Consider the following 18,106-nt stretch of genomic DNA (forward strand, 5'->3'; position numbering starts at 1 on the left):
TTGATATTACCATAGAAGGCGATTAAATTTACAGACTTTTTTTCATATACTCTTTTGTATAAGGCATATGAAAAAACCACCAATCTATTAGCCGTAGTGGTGGTTTTACATTTTCTTTTGTAATTAAATTCAAGAAGAAACATTGTTTACTAACTAGCTATAATTTCTCCTTTTATAGTTTAAGCATATCATTTAATGAAACCAAATTACAATCGGTTTTATTTTATAATATATCCTTCATATCATATAATCCGTTTTCTTTGTCTAATATCTTCTTAGCAGCAAATATTGCACCTTCAGCGAAAATTGCATTAGACTGTGCATGATGAGCAAGTGTTACAACTTCACTGTCACCACAGAATAGCACATCATGGTCAGAAACTATATTTCCACCTCTTACAGAACTAACTCCAATATCTCCCGGCTGTCTTTTACAACTTCTGCCAGATCTACCAAATACACCTTTAACATCAGGAAGAACTTCCTGTATTGCAGAGATAAGCATCTTAGATGTACCACTTGGAGCATCTTCTTTTCTGTTGTGGTGTTTTTCAACTATTTCTATATCAAAATCAAGAAGCTTAGCAGCCTGTTTAACTAGCTCGATAAGAACATTCACACCAACTGAAGTATTGTGAGAAAGAAGCACAGGAACTTCCTTAGAAACTTCCTCAATAGCTGCATCCTGTTCTGCAGTAAATCCAGTTGTAGCGATAACAACAGGAGTTTTAGTTTTTAGAACGTACTTTAACATAGAGTCAAGATTATCAGGATGAGAGAAGTCTATTATCGCATCAGCTTCAACATCGCAATCATCAAAACTCTTGAATAACTTAACATTTCCGTCGCAAGTACCTGTCTCAAGAGAACGGCTAACACCAGCCACTAACTCACACTCGCTGTCCTTAGCAACACACTCTCTTAAAATCTTACCAACGCCGCCACTATAGCCACATATAATAACTCTTAACATACTTATTACCCCCAAAATTAAAAATTCAGAAAAATTAATTTCCATGACTTAATTTTAACATTTTAAAGAGAAATATAGTAGGGGGAAAATAAAGATTATTTAAGTATATCTAACAAAAAAGAAAAAAGCCACCGAAAAACTGTTGGTCGCAGGAACGGTGGCTTTACCTTTACTTTAACTATTAAGTTAACTTAATTATATCACACCAAAAAAAGAATACTATTTTTTTAAGATAGATTTTTTCAATAAATAATAGAATAAAATAATAAAAGTTATATTTATAATTAAAACAACTATACTACCTTCAATTTTACAAACTCCACCAGTTAAAAGTTCGTTTCTATGATATGCAAGTCTAAACACAGAAGGATAATCATCAGCTAATGAAACACCACCCAAAATTATTCCACCTATAAAATTCCAAACAAAATGAATAATTATTGGAGTGATAATACTTTGAGTGTATTCTAATGCTAAAGTCATAAAAATACTCATTGTGACAATATTTAAAATAGGTATAATTCCTGCTTCAATAGCTCCACCATGGCAGAATAAGAAAAGTGTAGTAGTTACTATTGTAGAAACAAATATACTATAATTTCTTTTTAATAATTGATAAATATATCCTCTAACTAAAACTTCTTGCATAATAACGTTTAAAAAGCACGAAATAGCCCAAATATATAAATAACTTATTGAATTTTTACCTACAAATGAAATAGTATTTGTAGCAAATAGAGTTAAAATAACTACACCAAGCCACAAACTACTTGTAAAAATACCCAAAATAATACTTTTAAAAGGATTATTCATAGGAGTGATAGCTATATTTTTACCTTCTATGAAATAAAAAATAACAGACATTAAAATAACTGATAAAAGAGGGATTAACTCTGCATAAAAACGCCATAAAACAGGATTATTAGATGGAATAGAAACAAAACCAACTAAAAGAGCCCAGCAGATAAAAAATCCAAAAGACTTAACAAAACTATCTAAAAACTTTCTCATAAAACCAACTCCTCTAAAATAAATCATAACTATATTTTAGAACTGAAAAATAAAAAAAATCTTAAGATAAAATAAAAAATACTAAAAAATAAATAAGACTCAATGAAAAACCCACCAAACAAAATCACAATCTGTTTCAGAAAGAACCTTATGCAAAGACAGGATAGAATAATAATGGAAATAAAAATAGGATAAGGAATTACCGACGCAGCGACAATGGAGGACGCGTATTTTACTAGCACAAAAGCAAATAACTGCAACACGCGTCCGACCTTGGAGCAAGTGGTAATCCTTATCCCATTTTTCTATTTCCTAGTATTACAACTGTCTTAAATCATCTAGTAGTTTTGTTTTTTCACTAGTTTTTTCATCTTTCATCTTCACAACTTTAGCTGGAGAACCAGCAACAACAGCGCCTGCAGGAACATCTTTTGTAACAACAGAACCAGCTGCAACAACAGCACCTTCTCCTATTCTCACACCTTCAAGAATAACTGCATTAGCACCAATCATAACATTGTCCTCAACAATAACTGGATCTGCTGAAGGTGGCTCAAGAACACCAGCAACAACAGCACCTGCACCTAGATGCACATTTTTTCCAAGAGTACCTCTAGCGCCGACAACAGCATTCATATCTACCATTGTTCCTTCACCGATAACAGCACCGATATTAACAACAGCACCCATCATAACTACTGCATTCTTTTCAATAGTAACCATATCTCTGATAATTGAGCCTGGTTCTATTCTTGCTGACTCGTGAAGAGTATTTTTTAGAGGAATAGCAGAATTTCTTCTATCGTATTCTACATGAATATCTCTTATACAGTCCTCTCTCTGATTAAGAGCAGCCATTATAGCATCGTAGTCCCCGATAAATATATGAGAAGAATCTGTTCCAAAAACTTTATAATCATCAGTAGACTCAAAGTTGTATGGATCAGTATTTACATAAACTTTAACAGGAGTCTTTTTCTCAACTTCCTTTATATATCTTGCTATTTCATAAGCATCGTTTAAATTTACCATTAGGTAAACCCCCTTTTTAAAAAATTTAGTTTAATAACTTTAACTAATAACTTTATTCCCCATTTGAAACATATACTAACATCTAATCCCCAAAATATTAAAAACTATTTTAACATATCGTCCATATTGTAGAATCCAGATTCTTTATCAGCTATAAATTTAGCTGCAGCTAATGCACCGTTGGCAAATATCTGTCTTGACTGAGCCTGATGACTTATAGTTACAACTTCACTATCTCCGCAGAATAGTGCATCGTGTTCACCAACTATAGTACCACCTCTAACAGCACTTATACCTATATCGCCTGGCTGTCTTTTGCAACTTCTACCAGATCTTCCATTTACAACATTAGACTCTGGAAGAACTTCTTTAACACCATTTGCTATCATTATAGCTGTACCACTTGGAGCATCTACTTTTCTGTTGTGGTGTTTTTCAACTATTTCTATATCAAATCCGTTAAGAAGTTTTGCAGCTTCCTTAACTAATTTAACCATTATATTTACACCAAGTGACATATTATAAGAGAAGAATACAGGTATTTCTTCAGCAGCTTTGTGTATTCTTTCTATTTCTTCATCATTAAAACCAGTAGTTGCTATAACTATTGGAGTTTTAGTTCTTAAAGCGTATCCAAGTACGTTGTCTAAGTTTGCATGGTTAGAGAAGTCTATTATAACGTCTCCTTTTTCATCGCAATCAGTTAAATTTTCGTATATTGTTATATCCTGTACACATTTGTTTTTATCGTAAGCCTGAACAAAAGTAAGCTCGCAGTTTTCGTCTGCTCTTACTGTTTCAGCAACTATTCTTCCCATTTTTCCGTCGTATCCTGTAGATATTACTTTTAACATAATTTCCTCCTAATTAAAAACTTAAGCACATCAAGTATAATAATTAAAAACTCGATTTAAGTTTATATTTTATTTTAATTATTTTATATCATAAATTTAAAATTGGATTGCAAAATATCAGATATAAATCCAACCTTCTGCAATCCAATGATTTACAAATTACTAAGCCTGAACTTTAAGTCCTGCATTTACTAATTCTTTTTTAAGAACTTCAAGATTAGCAGGGTCCATATTATCAAGTGGAAGTCTTAAATCTCCAACTTCAAATCCAAGTAAATTCATAGCAGTTTTAACTGGTATAGGATTTACTTCTATGAATAATGCAGCGATTAATGCATCTAAATCTAACTGTATTTTTCTTGAACCTTCAACATCTCCTTCAAGATATTTTTCAACTAAATCGTGAGTTTCTTTAGGGCATACGTTAGCAAGAACAGATATAACCCCATGTCCTCCTAATGATAATAGAGGAACTATTGAATCGTCGTTTCCAGAGTATATAGCGAAATCTTCTGGAACTAAGCTTGCTATTTCAGCAACCTGTCCTAAATCTCCACTAGCTTCTTTAACAGCAACTATGTTAGGAACCTGAGCAAGTTCAGCTATTAAAGATGGAGATATGTTCATACAAGTTCTTCCAGGAACGTTGTATAAGATTATTGGTATATTAACGCTTTCTGCTATAGTTACGAAATGTTTTTTAAGACCAGATTTGTTAGCTTTGTTGTAGTATGGAGTTATTATTAATAATCCGTCAACACCAAGAGCTTCAGCTTTCTGGCTTAATTCAACAGAATGCATAGTATTGTTTGATCCTGTTCCAGCTATAACTGGTATTCTTCCGTTTACTTTTTTAACTGTAAATTCTAAAACAGAAAGTATTTCTTCATCTGACATTGTAGTAGCTTCACCAGTAGTACCGCAAGAAACTATAGCGTCAGTTTTATTTTCTATATGATATTCGATAAGTTCAGCTAATTTATCGAAGTTTACCTTATTATCTTTTGTGAATGGTGTTACAAGAGCAACTGCAGAACCTTTAAATAACATTTGAGATCGACTCCTTTTCTTAAAAAATATAATTTATTTTAAACTAATTCCATTTCTATAGCTTTTTCAGCTATCTGAACTGCATTAGTAGCAGCACCTTTTCTTATGTTGTCAGCTACAACCCATAGGTTAACACCGCTATCAACACTGAAGTCTCTTCTTATTCTACCAACGAATACTTCATCTCTATCAGAGAATTCAGCTGCAGTAGGGTATAAGTTTTCTGCAGGGTTATCAACAACAACAACATTTTCCATAGCGGCTAAAGTAGCTACAAGTTCGTCTAAATCGAAATCTTTTTCGAATTCAAGGTTTATAGACTCACTGTGTCCGTTTTTAACTGGTACTCTTACAGTAGTAGCAGTTATTCTTATAGAATTATCACAAAGGATTTTTCTAGTTTCGTTGACCATTTTCATTTCTTCTTTAGTGTATCCATTGTCTAAGAATGAATCTATGTGAGGAAGACAGTTGAAAGCTATTGGATGTGGGTAGAATCCTGTTGGATTTCCTTTTGATCCTTCTTCTAAGTCTTCAACACCTTTAACGCCAGAACCAGAAACAGCCTGATATGTAGAATATACTATTCTTTTTATAGTGTATTTATCATGTAATGCTTTTAATGGTAACATAGCCTGAATTGTAGAACAGTTAGGGTTAGCTATTATTCCTTTTTTGTGTTCTTTTATTGCTTCTGGATTTACTTCAGGAACAACTAGTGGAACTTCTGGGTCCATTCTCCAGAAACTAGAGTTGTCTACAACTAGAGCGCCATTTGCTGCAGCTATTGGAGCGAATTTTCCACTTGTAGAACCTCCAGCTGAGAATAAAGCGATATCTATGTTTCTTCCAGTAAATGAATCTTCAGTTAATTCTTCAACAGTGTATTCTTTTCCAGCGAAAGTTACTTTTTTACCTGCTGATTTTGAAGAAGAGAAAAGATATAAATCATTTATTGGGAATTCTCTTTCTTCTAAAACTTTTAGGAATGTTCTTCCTACCATACCAGTAGCACCAACTACTGCTAAATTTACTTTTTTCATTAAAAATCACCTCATAAACATTATACATTATTTTTAATATTCTATCTGCAATTTTAAACTTTTAAAGCTAAATAATTAGGTCTACGTTAATTTGTATATCAACATCGCTTATGAAAGTTAATAAACTATCAAAAAGTTCTATATACACAAAAGACGCACAAAGGTATACTCTGTACGTCTATAAATTCTTATAGCAAAGTAAACCTTGTAGCTCAACACTAAACAAGTGACAGTGCAGTATATATTTTATACTACCCCAGAAAAAATCTGTGCCCAGATAAATTCTTCGGCCATTTTCCCTTTCATACGAGATAAGTTTGCCAACTAGCTCGCAATACTGATGAAAACAGCGCCTCTACGCAGGTTATAGATATTAAATTAAACTCTTAAAGCAATAATAATACATTCTAGTAAAAATTGCAATACAAATTTGAATAACAAATGAGAATATTAAGAAAAATTCGATTTAAAAAACTTCTATCCAAAGTCAACTTTTTTATAAGAAAGCGATATTTTTTAGAAAAAATTATGTATAATAAAAGTGGACATAAAATAAAAAAATTATAATAAAATTGTTTTAGAAAATTTTTTATTGCTTAAAAACTTTTTGATGAAACAAGTTTATTTTAGACATTGCAAAAAATATTAAAATAATACAATATGGAGGACAAAATGGATACTTTAAAAGAGTTATACAAAATAGGGAATGGGCCATCAAGCTCACATACAATGGGGCCACAGAGAGCAGCAGAAAGATTTAAAAACGAAAATCCAGATGCAGATAGCTTTAGAGCAACACTTTACGGAAGTTTAGCAGCTACAGGTGCTGGTCATTTAACTGACTACATAATAATAAAAACTATAGCTCCTAAAAAAGTTGAGATAGTATGGAGAGAAGATATAATAAAAGACTTCCATCCAAATGGAATGCTACTTGAAGCTCTTGATAAAGACGGAAATACTACTGCACAGTGGGAAGTATTCTCAGTAGGTGGTGGATCTCTTGCTGAAGAAGGAAAGAGAAATACTTCTGCAGTTAAAGAAACATATCCTCTAAGTACTATGGACGAGATAGTAAAATGGAGCAAAGACAACAACAAAACATTAGTTGATTTTGCCTTAGAAAATGAAGATAGTGACATAATGGATCACATAAATACAATAAGAGAAGCTATGAAAAAATCAATAGATGAAGGATTAGCTACTAATGAAGTAATACCAGGAAAATTACACTTAAAGAGAAGAGCTGGAGTATTCTATGAAAACTTCAAAAAAACTAACGACTTCTCTACATTAGTTTACGCTTATGCACTAGCAGCTTCTGAACAGAATGCTTCTGGTAATATAATAGTAACTGCACCAACTTGTGGTTCTGCAGGTGTTCTACCAGGTATATTCTTCGCTATGAAAGATTACATGAATTTAACTGATGAACAGGTAAACGAAGCTATAATAGTAGCTGGTATAATAGGAAATATAATAAAAACTAATGCGTCTATTTCAGGTGCAGAAGTTGGATGTCAGGGTGAAGTAGGTGCTGCATGTTCAATGGCAGCTGGAGCAGTTGCTTATCTTCAGGGTGGTTCTATAGACCATATAGAATATGCAGCTGAGATAGCTCTTGAACACCACTTAGGGATGACTTGTGACCCAGTTTATGGATATGTTCAGATACCTTGTATAGAAAGAAATGCTATGGCAGCACAGAGAGCTTTTGATGCAGCTAAGTATGCGATGATAACAAATGGTGAACATTCTGTTTCATTAGATCAGGTTGTTGAAACAATGAAAGAAACTGGACTTGACATGCATGACAAATATAAAGAGACAGCTAAAGGAGGATTAGCTAAACACTTCTTCTCTTGCTAATTTTGCTTATGGGAGGGGCTACTGCGATTTTTCGCAGAAGCCTCTTTTTTTATGCTTTGAATAACAAATAATCTCCTCTCCAGGCAATCAAGTTGCATTGTCGAGTTCGATTTCTTTGTTATTCAAAGCAAAAAGAAGGCATTCTTAGCAAAAAATCGCAGCAGTCCCTGTAAAGTAAAATTAGAAAAGAGAAGAAGTGTTTTTGAAGCTAGGACAGAGTGGATATAGGTTTGGTGGAAGAGGTTGGGGAAAAGTTTGTATGTTAGAGCTTATATTTGGATAAAAGTAGGTTTTATATTTTAGACGGAGTATGTGTGTTTTGTTTTTTTGAAAAAATTCTGAAATTTTGTTGTTTTTTTCTTGTATTTAGGTTTGTTTAATGTATACTATAAATAAATTGTTTTTTAGTTATGTTTTAGGTATATAAAATTTTAAAAAAGTATGTTGAAAAAATAGATTTTGAGATAGAGGGGTGAGATTTTTGAGAGATTTTTCATTTTTAGAGGGTGTTATGAAGCATCATAGAGAGGTTTTGCACAAGGTTGCAGAGCTTGGTAGAGAGGAGTTTAAGACTTCTGAGTATATTAGAAGTTATTTAGATAAATTGGGTGTTGAGTATGACGAGTGGCTTGGTACTGGTACTGCTGGGATTATTCGAGGTAAGGATGCAAAGAGAACGATAGCTTTTAGAGCGGATATCGACGGTCTTATGACTGAGTGTGGTGTGCAGCATCTTTGTGGGCACGATGGACACACTTCAATTCTTTTAGGTCTTGTTGAGTATGTTAATGCTAATAAGGAGAAGTTAAACGATAATTTTGTGTTTATATTCCAGCCTGCAGAGGAAGGTCCTGGAGGTGCCGAGGCTCTTGTTAATGAAGGGATTTTGAAATATTATGGAGTTGACCAGATTTATGGACTTCATATTTATCCAGAAATTCCTGAAGGAAAAGTTGGTATTAGGGAAGGATATTTCCTTTCTCAGATTGGTGATTTTGAGATAGATATTTACGGAAAGAGCAGCCATGGTGGTTCTGCTCCAGAAGCTGGGATAGATGCGATTGCGATTTATGCGTCTTTAGTTAGCAGTATGCAGACTATTGTTTCGAGAAATATTAGTCCAATAGACAATGCAGTTGTTAGTATTGGGAAGGTTGAAGGTGGTTCAAGAAGAAATATTATCGCTGAACACGTTCATCTTGAGGGAACTATTAGATGCTTTAAACCAGAAGTTTATTCAAAGATTAAGGAGAGATTTTATGAAATTACGGACGGTTTTTCAAAGGCGTTTAATTGCGAGATTAAGGTAACTATTAGAGATGATTATCATCCTGTAAACAATAATTCTGAGCTTTGTGAGGAGTTTATTGAGGCTGTTGGCGATGACAAAGTTGAGATTTTGGATCCTTTGATGATTGCAGATGATTTTTCATATTATCGGGAAGAAGTACCAGGAATTTTCTTTATGCTAGGTGCAAGAAACGAGGAAAAAGGATTTGTAAATGGGCTTCATAATTTGAGATTTAACTTTGATGAAAAGATATGTGTAAATGCTTTAGATGCCTATGTTTCAATGCTTGAGTACAAAGGCTCAATGGATAAATAGATTTTAGAAAAGATTGTGTAAAGACGTTTGGTGGTGAGATTATGGAAGAAAAAAATTGCGTATGTAATGGAGAATGTTTAGATAAAGTAATGTATTTAAAGGACAGTGTGTACGATTATAGAAAGAATTTGCACTGTATTGCTGAGGAAGGGCGAGTTGAGTTTAAGACTTATGATTATATAAAATCTGTTTTGGACGGACTTGGTTTAGAGAGTAAGAAATGGCTAGAAACAGGGCTTGCAGGAATTATAAAAGGTAAAGATGCACAAAAGACTGTTGCATTTAGAGCAGATATCGACGGACTTATGTCTAAGGATGGAACTGTTAAGCACCTTTGTGGACATGACGGTCATATGTCTATACTTTTAGGGCTTATCAAGTATGTAAACGACAATAAGGATAAGTTAAAGGATAACTTTGTGTTCATATTCCAGCCTGCAGAGGAAGGGCCTGGTGGATCTGAAGATATGGTGAAAGACGGAATTATAGAGTATTACGGAATTGATGAGATATACGGACTTCATGTAAATCCGTTGCTTGATGAAGGCGTAATAGGAATTAAAAAAGGGCCTATGATGGCGGGGACAATAGATTTTGAGATAAATATTGTGTCTAAGAGTGCACATGGTGCAATGCCTCAAAATGGTATCGATGGAATTGTGATTTCTGCTGAGGTAATTAACTCACTTCAGACTATTGTTTCGAGAAATATTAGCCCAATAGACAGCGCAGTTATCACAGTTGGTAAGATAAGAGGTGGAGCTAGAAGAAATATTGTCGCTGAAAATGTGTCTTTAGAGGGGACTGTGAGATATGCAAAGGACGAGGTTTATGCAAATGTGCTTGATAGAATGAAGAAGATTTGCGAATTTACCGCAGCTAAGTACGATTGTAAGATTGATATGAGTGTTTGCAATGAGTGTCGGGCTGTGATAAATGACGATAATTTGTATCAAGAGTTTAAAGATGCTTTTAAAGGGGATAATGTTGTGGAACTAGATTTCCGGATGGGTGCAGAGGATTTTGCATTCTTCCAGAGAGCAGTGCCAGGATTTTTCTTTAATGTAGGTACGAGAAATGAGGAAAAAGGATTTACTGCGGGACTTCACAATGAACAGTTTGACTTCGATGAAAAGATAATTTTAAATGGGGTTGAAGTGTATAGAAAATTAATGGAATATAAAAATATGATAGAAAAATAGATGGCTGTTGTAAGGATTTTGATGAGTCAAGACTTAACACAATTACTCGCGCTCTAGGCTTCAGCGCCACTCCCATTTATGTAACACATTTATATGTTACGTGGCGCTTGCAGTATTGTCGATGCGAGCTTCTTGTGTTTAAGTCTTATATTGACTCAGTACAAAATCCTTACTAACAGCCATTTTTATTTTTCTACATATAATTTATATGAGATGAGTTGCGTGGTGCTTGCAGTGTTGTCATGTTTTTTGGCTATTACCATTTTTTTATTAAGGAATATGTTTTTATATTCCATTAATTTTGTATAAGTGAGTATGGAGTATGTGGCGCTTATAGTATTTTTTATGATATAATATACTTTATGCTATTATGGTTAGAAATGTTGAGTTTGAGGTATATACTATGTATGAGTGTGGATATTTTTTGTGCAAATGTTTATATTTCAAGTTTTGATATTTTGACCTATATGGTTTTAAGATGTTTTAGTTTTAGAAAAATATTATTATGTTGGGAGAATTGTGATGGATCAGTATAGAGATTTTGCATTTATATACGACGAGCTTATGGACGATGTCGATTATGATAGATGGGTTGAATATATAGAAGATATTATCAAGAGTGAAGGTGCTGAGGTGCAGAATATTCTTGAGTTAGCTTGTGGTACAGGGAATTTGACTATACCGCTAACTAAGAAGGGATACGATATAGCTGGGATAGATATTTCTGCGGAAATGCTTGAGGTTGCTATGGAAAAGGCAGAAGAGGAAGGTGTGCAGCTTGTTCTTTTACAGCAGGATATTGCTGAGCTTGATTTTGATGTGCCAAACCTTGATTGCATACTTTGCGCTTGTGACGGGTTCAATTATTTAACTTATGATGATGATTTAGAGTATGTATTTTCAAAGGCTCACGAGCTTTTAAAAGAGGATGGGATATTTATATTTGACATTAGCTCATACTATAAATTATCTAAAGTGCTTGGAAATAATACTTTTGCTGAGAAGAGAGAAGATGTTGTGTATATGTGGCAGAACTATTTCGATCCAGAAGAGGATTTAGTTGAAATGGAACTTACATTCTTTGTGAAAAACGAGGACGGTACTTTTGACAGATTTGATGAAGTTCACCAGCAGAGAGCTTACGAAACAGAGGATATTTTAGAAAAATTAGCAGATGCAGGATTTAGAGATATCAAAGCTTATGGAGATTTTGCATTTGAAAAACCAAAGAAGGATGCAGAGAGAGTATTCTTTGTAGGTAGAAAGTAATAAGTAAGCGAAAATAAGATTTAGAAGAAAAATAATTTTAGAAGAACAATTTTTAGAAATTTGTATATATGAAAGGAAGAATTTTAATGAAAGATTATGTAATAAGAGCTACTTCTAAGAATGGGGAAGTTAGAGCATTTGTTGCAACTACAAGAAATTTAGTTGAAGAAGCGAGAAAATCTCACGGAACTACAAAGGTTGCAACTGCAGCACTTGGAAGAACTTTAACAGCTACATCAATGATGGGGCTTATGATGAAAAATAAAGGTGACGAGTTAACATCTATAATAAAAGGTGACGGGCCAATAGGAACAATACTTGCAACTTCTGATGCCCAGGGATTTGTTAGAGGATATGTTGCAAACCCTGATGTTCAGGTTGAAAACTATCCAAACGGAAAATTAAACGTAGCAGGGGCAGTAGGTACAGAAGGAACTTTAAAAGTAATAAAAGATTTAGGACTTAGAGAGCCGGTGAATGGATTATGTCCTATAGTTTCTGGAGAAATAGCAGCAGATTTTACATACTATTTCACAGTTTCTGAACAGACTCCATCAGCTGTTTCACTAGGTGTTTACACAACTCACTATGAAGTTGAACATGCTGGAGGATTTATTGTGCAGCTTATGCCAGATGCGACAGAAGCTACAATTTGCCAGCTTGAGGAAAATGTAGGTAAGATAAAATCTATCACAGAGATGTACAGAGAAGGATTAACTCCTGAGGATGTGCTTAATTTAGTGCTTGAAGGTTTAGATCCTGTAATTCTTGACAAGGTTGAGGTAGGATTTAGATGTGTTTGCTCCAAGGATAGAGTTAAGAAGGCATTTATCGCAATGGGTAAAAAGGCGCTTGCTGAGATTATTGAGGAAGACCACGAGGCAGAAGTTACTTGCCAGTTCTGTAATAAGAAGTATCATTATGATGAAGATGAATTAATGGAAATATTAAAAGAAATGTAGTATAGAGAAAGGGGAGCAATATCATATTCACTCCAGGCTTCGACGCTTTCTTTGTTTTGTTCGAACTCCGTTCGAATAACAAAGTTGAAAGCGTCTGTAGATTGTCGTTGAATATGATATATGCTCCCCTTTTTTGCAGTTTGTGATTTGGTTTGAAATTTTGATAAAGAATGATACGGTAGGAGGGTATAAATTTTTTGTATTTTATGTTGTAAAATTGTTTAATGTTAACGTTTGTTTTGCTATAATATGGGTAAGAATATTTTATTATCAAATGGGAGTTGACAGTTATGTTAGTTGTTTGGGAAAATTTTAAGACAGACAGACAGACAGACAGACAGACAGACAGACAGACAGACAGACAGACAGACAGAGTAGTTTAATGTCTTTTTCTTTTGATGTAAAAAATTATATAAGTTTGATTATGAGCACAGATAGATTGCATTTTTTAGAAGGGTAGTTTTTCTGTGCTTTTTTTATTATTAAGAATTAAGAGTTTCAATTTTGGAGGTGTTGGTATGAACAAGAAGAAATCAAAAGTATTGGCATTTTTATTGGCAGCATCTTTATTAGTTCCATCTGTGAATGGAATAGTGAGTGCTGCAGAACTAGATAATGTGAAATCTGCAAATAAGGTTGTAGTATCTCAGGAAACTACAAATCCAGATGGTAGTGATACGAGCACTCAAGATTCAGTTACTCAAAATGTAGCTAAGATAGGGGATAAAGAATATGCGACTTTAACAGAAGCTATAAATAATGCAGATGATGGAGCTACAATAGAGTTATTAGGTGATGTAACAGAGGATATTACTGTAAATAAAAATGTTACTATAGATGGGAAAAAAGATGATAAAACTAACTATGTAATAATAGGAAATACTAAATTAGAAAATGGTACACTAAAGAATGCAACTTTAAAGCCAAAAGATGATGATAAAACAGGAAGTGTTTTACAGATAGGAAGTACAGCTGAAAATACTATCAATATGTATGGAGTGGCAGTAGAGTATTCTGTAGTAAATAGATCTGGTGGTTCTAATGTAGTTGGAGGAAACAATTCAAACATAACAATAGGAAATTGTCTGTTTACTAATAACCCAAATAATGGTGATACTAAAATAGGCGTACTAGAATGGTCATTTGGTTTATCTATGGGTTCTCAGGATACTAAAGGAAGTTTTGACTTTATAAATAATGAATTTAATGGAGCCTTTAGGACTATGTTACCAAGTATAAATGGAAAAGTTACAATACAAGGGAACAAATTTAATAACTCTGTTTTAACTGTTTCTCCAGGAACTGGAAATGGTGCAAATGCTCAGGCTACATGCATTACAACTTTAGCTAAATTAGATAGTAATGATTTTACTATAACAGACAATACATTTAATAATCCAGGAGCATTTTATTTCCAAGATATAGCAAATGTTCAAAATAATACATTTGTATTTGATAATAGTGGGCATTATATTCAGCTAGGAGGAAAAGTAGGTCGGAATTTAGATTTAAGAAATAATACTTTTAAAACTGAAAGTGATGGAGTAGTTTCTATAGATACTGAAGGTGCGCAAGTTATTTTACCAGCAGGGCAAACAGCTATAAATTATTGGGCTTGGAATGACACACCAGTTGATATAAGACCGGATGGTTATAGCAGTTATAAATATATATATAATTCAGATGGAAATAAAATATTCTATCCAGAATCAGAAGCTGCATTAAAAGCCTTTACAAATCCAGCATCAGGAAACATAGGAGCAGGTGATAAAGATAGAATAGTTGTTTCAAATGATATGACAATAGGTGATAAAACAACACTAGACATACCAAAGGATAAAAAGATTACTATTGAAGTTCCAGCGGGAAAAACTTTAACATTAGATTCAGAAGATGCAATGAACATCACAGGAACATTAAATCTTGTAGGAGATGGTAAAGTAGTAATAAATAAAGGTGCAGAACTTAACGTTGGAGATACAGGAAAATTAAACGTAGAAATTCCTGTTGAAAACAATGGTACAATGGATAATGCAGGTGAAATAATTATAGATACAAATAATGGAGGTATAACTGGAAATAACCCTACAGGAAGTGGTAAGGTTGAATACGAATACACTCCTTCATACCCTTCTTATCCTTCAAAACCAACATACACTCACGAAGAAATAATAGGCTCAGACAGATATGAAACAGCAGCAAGAATAGCTGACAAACTTGGCTCATATGACAACGTAGTACTAGTAAACGCAGAATCATCAATGTCTGACGGTCTAGCAGCTTCTGGACTTGCAGGAAAAGAAAACGGAGCAATACTATTAACTAAAAAAGACTCTATACCACAGGCAACAATGGACAGAATCAAAAAAGTGAAAAAAGTTTACATAATAGGTGGAGAAGCAGCAATAAGTGCAAAAGTAGCTAATGAAATAACAGCAGTAGGAATAAAAGTTGAAAGACTTGGCGGAAAAACAAGAGTTGAAACATCAGAAATAGTTGCTAAAAAACTTGGAAACTACTCAGATGCATTTGTAGTTAACGGATTTAAAGGTGAATCAGATGCGATGTCAGCTTCAGCAATAGCAGCTAAAAAAGGTGCTCCAATACTATTAACTAACGGAAAAACTTCAACTCATGCTAAAAAATCTGGTGTAGAATACTATGTAATTGGTGGAGATAATGTAGTTGATAAATCAATAGCTGATAAATATAACGCAAAAGTTCTAGCAGGAAAAGACAGATACGCGACAAATAAAGAAGTTATAAATGAATTCTACTCAGGATCAGACAAAGTCTACATAGCAAATGGAGATAAACTAGTTGACGTATTAACAGCATCTCCTCTAGCTAAAAAAGATGGTATAGTTCTTGTAAATGAAAAATCTGACAAGAGCATATTAAAAGGAAAAAATACAGTTCAGGTTGGTGGAATGGATTTCAAAATAGAATTTGAAAAATAGAAAACTAAAAACTGAATAAAAAATAAATCCCTCATCTAAATTGGATGGGGGATTTTTATACATGTATTCAAATAAAATATTCTAATTAAATAAAAAATGATATAATATGGATAGGTAGCAAGTAGCTACTGAAAGTTATCTTTTAAATTTGAAAAAGAATTTAAATTCAATATCAAGAGTAAAACCACTCTTTATGTTTGGTGACGTAGAGTGGTTTTTTATTTATCATAAAATACATTTACTAAACTACCTAAAAATATTTTAACTAAAAATATAAAGAGTATATATAAAATTATAAATATTTCACCATGAAATGCACATCAGTATACGTTCCATCAGAGTATTTCATATTGTTTGGCAAAGTCCCTACATTTTCAAATCCCAACTTCTCATAAAGAGAAATAGCATTTCTATTATTTGCAGCAACCTCAAGTTCAATCTGCTCAATTCCGTTCTCGTTAGCTATTTTACAAACTTCTTCAATCATAATCCTTCCAATACCAAGTCCCGTATATTCAAGGTATAAAACAATTCCAAGACTTGTCCTGTGTTTTAGCCTTCTCGCATGATTGCCCATAAGGGAGCAGTTTCCAACGTGTTTTCCGTCTAGCATACCGATAAGCAACAAATCTGAATCTGAGTCGTTATTTTCTTTTATATATTTCTTTTCGTCATCTATTGTAAAAGTGATCTCGTCTGGCTCTTGAATTAAAAATGGTGTTTCTGCATAGACTTGCTTTAAATATTTTAAAAGCATCTCAGCTTCATCTTCCTCTGCATTTCTAAGAACCAACTTGCGTCCGTTTAAATCAAATTCTTTTGGTTTAACTCTCATATAATCACCTCTATTAAAAAATTAAATTAACTAAAATTATATCATAAAAAAAGGAAGTGGTTATCCACTTCCTACAATTATAATTTTTATATATTATTCTTAAATTTGTATTTACCTTTTCCATGACCAGAAACAGATTCAATAATACCAACATCTAATAAATTTGAAAGTAATCTAGAGCTAGCTGATGGTTTAAGACCTAGTAAATCCATAACCATAGATCTTCCAAATATTTCATCATATCCAAATCTATCAAATAATAATTGAATATGATTTAATGTTTTAGTAGAAAAGCTATCTATTTTTCTACTAAAGACATATTTTATATTATTTTCTATGTTATAAATATACGAATTTTCGTTTTTAATATCCATTTCTTTACTTTCAATATACGAATTTATAGATTGATTGTTTAATTCTGCTTCTTTAATATACGAATTTTCATCTTTAAAATTCAAATTATCATCCCAAAGTCCACTAATATGCATACTTCTATTATGTAGTTCATTTTTTTCATTTAAAAGAAGATTTCTCAAAAATATCTCCAAGTATTTAGTCGTTTCATGAACATTATTCTGTATATTTGTATAATTTGCACGAACAAGAGAATTTCTAAAATACCATGAATTCTCAGCAAATATATCATTTGTCACAGAAAAACCAAGAGTTCTTAAATACTTAATAAAAAACACAGCAGTTGTTCTACTATTACCCTCTCCGAATATGTGAATTTGCCATAACCTAGAAACAAAAATAGCAAGATGATGAATAGTTTCATCCATAGAAAGCCCTTTATAGCTGAAGTTTCTTTCTTGCTCAAAATCATACTCTAAGGTAGCTTTTAATTCTGATGCAGTACCATATGTCACGCTAGCCCCGTCCAATACCCACTCTTTTTTTGTAATATTGTAATCTCTTATCTTTCCAGCATATTTATATAAACCATTAAACAGTTTTTTGTGGATTGATATATACTCTGCAGGCGAGAAAGAAAATGCTGTTTCAGAAAGTAATTCTGCTATGCGAGCAGATACTTTATCAGCTTCTTCTGTACGTTCTTCATCAACTGAGTGCTCAGTCTTTTCCTCATAATATGCGTCTATTAAATTTTGAGCTTCTTTTATGGAAATTTTCCCCTCAATATTATCTATAGCTTTATCTATTAAATATTTTGATGTTTTAAGTCCATCCACAGCTTGAAGACCAATAGCAGTACTCCATGCATAACCTTTGATAGCTTTAGAAGGCTCGGATGCTTTTATATATTCTTTAAATGGATCTGTCTTCATAATAACTACCTCTTCTTAAAATAATTGTATCTAATATAATAATACTACATAATTACACATATTATACGAGAAAAAAGAGATGCTAAATAAAATATTCAGCAACAATTGAAGACGCTATGCGGCTACATAAAAAAGGAAGTGGATCACCACT

Annotated in this window: 14 protein-coding genes and 1 riboswitch; of the genes, 6 read left to right on the forward strand and 8 right to left on the reverse strand. The window is 33.0% G+C overall.

All coding sequences use genetic code 11. The features are described 5' to 3' along the window. Nucleotides 1-223 precede the first annotated feature (223 nt). From dapB (DWX74_RS06790) to DWX74_RS06815, 6 genes are all read right to left on the reverse strand, one after another. Nucleotides 224-973 (reverse strand): 4-hydroxy-tetrahydrodipicolinate reductase, encoded by a 750-nt coding sequence (gene dapB / locus DWX74_RS06790; RefSeq protein WP_199647597.1) that lies wholly within the window; start codon nucleotides 971-973, stop codon nucleotides 224-226. Nucleotides 974-1,192: 219 nt separating this feature from the next. After that, the gene (locus DWX74_RS06795; protein WP_118549298.1) at nucleotides 1,193-1,984 is read right to left on the reverse strand and encodes a CPBP family intramembrane glutamic endopeptidase; all 792 of its coding nucleotides are present in this window, start codon (nucleotides 1,982-1,984) and stop codon (nucleotides 1,193-1,195) included. 318 nt (nucleotides 1,985-2,302) lie between these two features. Then, entirely contained in the window at nucleotides 2,303-3,016 is a 714-nt protein-coding gene (gene dapD, locus DWX74_RS06800) for a 2,3,4,5-tetrahydropyridine-2,6-dicarboxylate N-acetyltransferase (protein WP_118549299.1), read from the reverse strand. A 104-nt stretch (nucleotides 3,017-3,120) separates the two neighbouring features. After that, nucleotides 3,121-3,870 carry a 4-hydroxy-tetrahydrodipicolinate reductase gene (gene dapB, locus DWX74_RS06805; RefSeq protein WP_118549300.1) on the reverse strand — a complete coding sequence of 250 codons (750 nt, stop codon included), beginning with the start codon at nucleotides 3,868-3,870 and terminating at the stop codon, nucleotides 3,121-3,123. A gap of 162 nt (nucleotides 3,871-4,032) precedes the next feature. Next, entirely contained in the window at nucleotides 4,033-4,920 is an 888-nt protein-coding gene (gene dapA / locus DWX74_RS06810; RefSeq protein WP_118549301.1) for a 4-hydroxy-tetrahydrodipicolinate synthase, read from the reverse strand. A 38-nt stretch (nucleotides 4,921-4,958) separates the two neighbouring features. Continuing rightward, nucleotides 4,959-5,963 carry an aspartate-semialdehyde dehydrogenase gene (locus tag DWX74_RS06815; RefSeq protein WP_118549302.1) on the reverse strand — a complete coding sequence of 335 codons (1,005 nt, stop codon included), beginning with the start codon at nucleotides 5,961-5,963 and terminating at the stop codon, nucleotides 4,959-4,961. 200 nt (nucleotides 5,964-6,163) lie between these two features. Next, nucleotides 6,164-6,329: riboswitch (Lysine riboswitch) on the reverse strand. A gap of 306 nt (nucleotides 6,330-6,635) precedes the next feature. Here DWX74_RS06815 and DWX74_RS06820 point away from each other — a divergent pair. The 6 genes from DWX74_RS06820 to DWX74_RS06845 all read left to right on the forward strand — a co-directional run bounded on the left by DWX74_RS06820 (nucleotide 6,636) and on the right by DWX74_RS06845 (nucleotide 15,831). Continuing rightward, a complete protein-coding gene (locus DWX74_RS06820) occupies nucleotides 6,636-7,832 on the forward strand; it encodes an L-serine ammonia-lyase, iron-sulfur-dependent, subunit alpha (protein WP_118549303.1) in 1,197 nt (398 codons plus the stop codon). 511 nt (nucleotides 7,833-8,343) lie between these two features. Then, nucleotides 8,344-9,438 carry an amidohydrolase gene (locus tag DWX74_RS06825; protein ID WP_286164259.1) on the forward strand — a complete coding sequence of 365 codons (1,095 nt, stop codon included), beginning with the start codon at nucleotides 8,344-8,346 and terminating at the stop codon, nucleotides 9,436-9,438. A gap of 41 nt (nucleotides 9,439-9,479) precedes the next feature. Further along, entirely contained in the window at nucleotides 9,480-10,640 is a 1,161-nt protein-coding gene (locus tag DWX74_RS06830; RefSeq protein WP_118549305.1) for a M20 metallopeptidase family protein, read from the forward strand. A gap of 522 nt (nucleotides 10,641-11,162) precedes the next feature. Next, nucleotides 11,163-11,909 carry a class I SAM-dependent DNA methyltransferase gene (locus tag DWX74_RS06835; protein WP_118549306.1) on the forward strand — a complete coding sequence of 249 codons (747 nt, stop codon included), beginning with the start codon at nucleotides 11,163-11,165 and terminating at the stop codon, nucleotides 11,907-11,909. Nucleotides 11,910-11,995: 86 nt separating this feature from the next. Next, nucleotides 11,996-12,871 (forward strand): Hsp33 family molecular chaperone HslO, encoded by an 876-nt coding sequence (hslO, locus tag DWX74_RS06840; protein ID WP_118549307.1) that lies wholly within the window; start codon nucleotides 11,996-11,998, stop codon nucleotides 12,869-12,871. Nucleotides 12,872-13,389: 518 nt separating this feature from the next. Beyond that, nucleotides 13,390-15,831, forward strand: coding sequence for a cell wall-binding repeat-containing protein (locus DWX74_RS06845; RefSeq protein WP_118549308.1), 2,442 nt, complete (start codon nucleotides 13,390-13,392; stop codon nucleotides 15,829-15,831). A gap of 292 nt (nucleotides 15,832-16,123) precedes the next feature. On the opposite strand, the gene DWX74_RS06850 is transcribed toward DWX74_RS06845, so the two are convergent. After that, nucleotides 16,124-16,666 carry a GNAT family N-acetyltransferase gene (locus tag DWX74_RS06850; protein ID WP_118549309.1) on the reverse strand — a complete coding sequence of 181 codons (543 nt, stop codon included), beginning with the start codon at nucleotides 16,664-16,666 and terminating at the stop codon, nucleotides 16,124-16,126. Between the two features lie 86 nt (nucleotides 16,667-16,752). Then, a complete protein-coding gene (locus DWX74_RS06855; protein ID WP_118549310.1) occupies nucleotides 16,753-17,955 on the reverse strand; it encodes a Fic family protein in 1,203 nt (400 codons plus the stop codon). Between the last annotated feature and the right edge of the window lie 151 nt (nucleotides 17,956-18,106).

Origin of the sequence: Peptoclostridium sp. AF21-18 (genome assembly GCF_003478825.1) — a bacterium.
Taxonomy (GTDB): Bacteria; Bacillota; Clostridia; order Peptostreptococcales; family Peptostreptococcaceae; genus Peptacetobacter.